We start from the raw sequence: 1,759 nt of genomic DNA on the forward strand, positions 1-1,759 counted from the left end.
AGCGTTGTTTAACCGAAAAAATCATCGTTACTCGCTCACAGTTAGAAACAAAAATTAAAGCGACTAGGGTTTTGCGGGCCCTGGAAACGATCGAAAGTGAATGGGAAAAATATCAAAAAACCAATCAGCAAAATTCTCTCACTGCAGCGGCGATCGATAATCTGATTAAAATCGATCGAGAGGATCGTTTACTGACTTTAGTAAATTTAATTGATCCCAATCAAAATAATGCTTTAACCCTAGAACAATTACAAAAGTTAGCCAAGCATTTACAGACAGTTTCTCAGCAGCGGGGAGAAGCGGATTTATGGCAAATTGCCACGGGGATTAATCTGGGGTTAAATACTTGGTCAAATTTATCGAATGATCTCACCAGTTGGCTCTACGAACAAAATCGTAATCTTGGTTTTACTAATGATAATGAGCGAGTGACTCCTTGGCAAATTTGGGCAAGTAAAGTTAATCCCTCTTGGTTAAAACGAGTCTTAGAAAGTTTAGCTAATCAACAAGCTTTTGATCCTCTCACTCAGGATTTAACTTTAACCGATTGGGTAGAAACTGCTATTGTTTTTCAATATATCCAAAGGGGACTAATTAACTTTTTTGATCAGCGCATCTATAGCGAAAAATTAGGAGCCAAATTATCCATTTCTACCTTTCTCACCTTTGCTTTAATTTGGTCGCTGTTAACCAATAGTTTCGAGCAAGTTAGTAAAAATTCTCTCTATAGTCGCGGCTGTTTTCAGATGGCTTTACAAATTCTGAGAACCTTTGCTCAACGGGACTATTTTCCTTTATACGGAGGAATTTTTGCCTCCTTTTCTGGCAGTTATCTCAAAGAGGCATTAGATTATTTATCAATTCCTCTGCGTTATGTGGAAGGTACGGGAGAAAAGGCGAGAATTTTAACTTTAATTGCCTATTCTAATCGCATTCGCGGCGACTATCCACAGGCCAGAGAATGTCATCAACAAGCTTTAGAAATTGCTCGTCAACAGCAGGATTATGCTTGTGAAATAGCTAATTTAAACCATTTATCCCGTCTCAATGCTATCCAAAAAAACTATACAGAAGCGATTAATTTAAGTCAGAGAGCTTTAATTTTAAGTCGTCAACAGGGTAATAGTTTAGGACAGGCTAACGCTTTAGCTAATTTGGGTTATAGTCAGGTACAGGAAGCGCAACAGTTAGAGAGATATGATCCAGAAATTTATCAAAGTTCGATCGAGTATTTAAAACAGGGATTAAAGTTAGCAGAAAGTCTCCAAGATTGGCAGAGTAAATCTCTTTGTTGTAGCAGTTTAGGTTTAGCATATCTTGTCCTTGAAAGAACCCAAGAAGCGATTAATATTCTCCTGCAAGGATTGGAATCGGCCAAATACTACGGAGATGTATATCTGCAAGGTTTATTACTAACTTATTTAGGCGAAGCTTACTATCAAGACAAGAATTTTGAACAGGCAATTTATATGGGTTCTCTAGGAATGTATTGGCTACACGAAATCGGTGCAGTAGAATGGCGACAAGCTGCTAGTCTATTAACGGTTATTCGCGGCAAAAATATCGCAGCTTTTGAACAGACTTTCAGTCAGGAACGTTCCTCGCTGATTAAATCTATTGGACTGGAAGGCTACCAATATATCTCAGAAATTCTCAGCAAATATCAACAGGGTAATTAGGGTTTGCTGAATAAATCTAAAAACCTTATTGGGTAAGACTTTTAGACTTTTTTTACCTCAAAAAGTGCCAACCATTGGAG

At 37.7% G+C, this 1,759-nt stretch carries 1 protein-coding gene; it reads left to right on the forward strand.

All coding sequences use genetic code 11. From position 1 onward, the window contains the following. A partial coding sequence (locus IQ242_RS24000) for a tetratricopeptide repeat protein (RefSeq protein ID WP_193961678.1) occupies positions 1 to 1,679 on the forward strand: 1,679 nt, incomplete at its 5' end. Between the last annotated feature and the right edge of the window lie 80 nt (positions 1,680 to 1,759).

Origin of the sequence: Microcystis sp. LEGE 08355 (genome assembly GCF_015207185.1) — a bacterium.
GTDB lineage: Bacteria > Cyanobacteriota > Cyanobacteriia > Cyanobacteriales > Microcystaceae > Microcystis > Microcystis panniformis.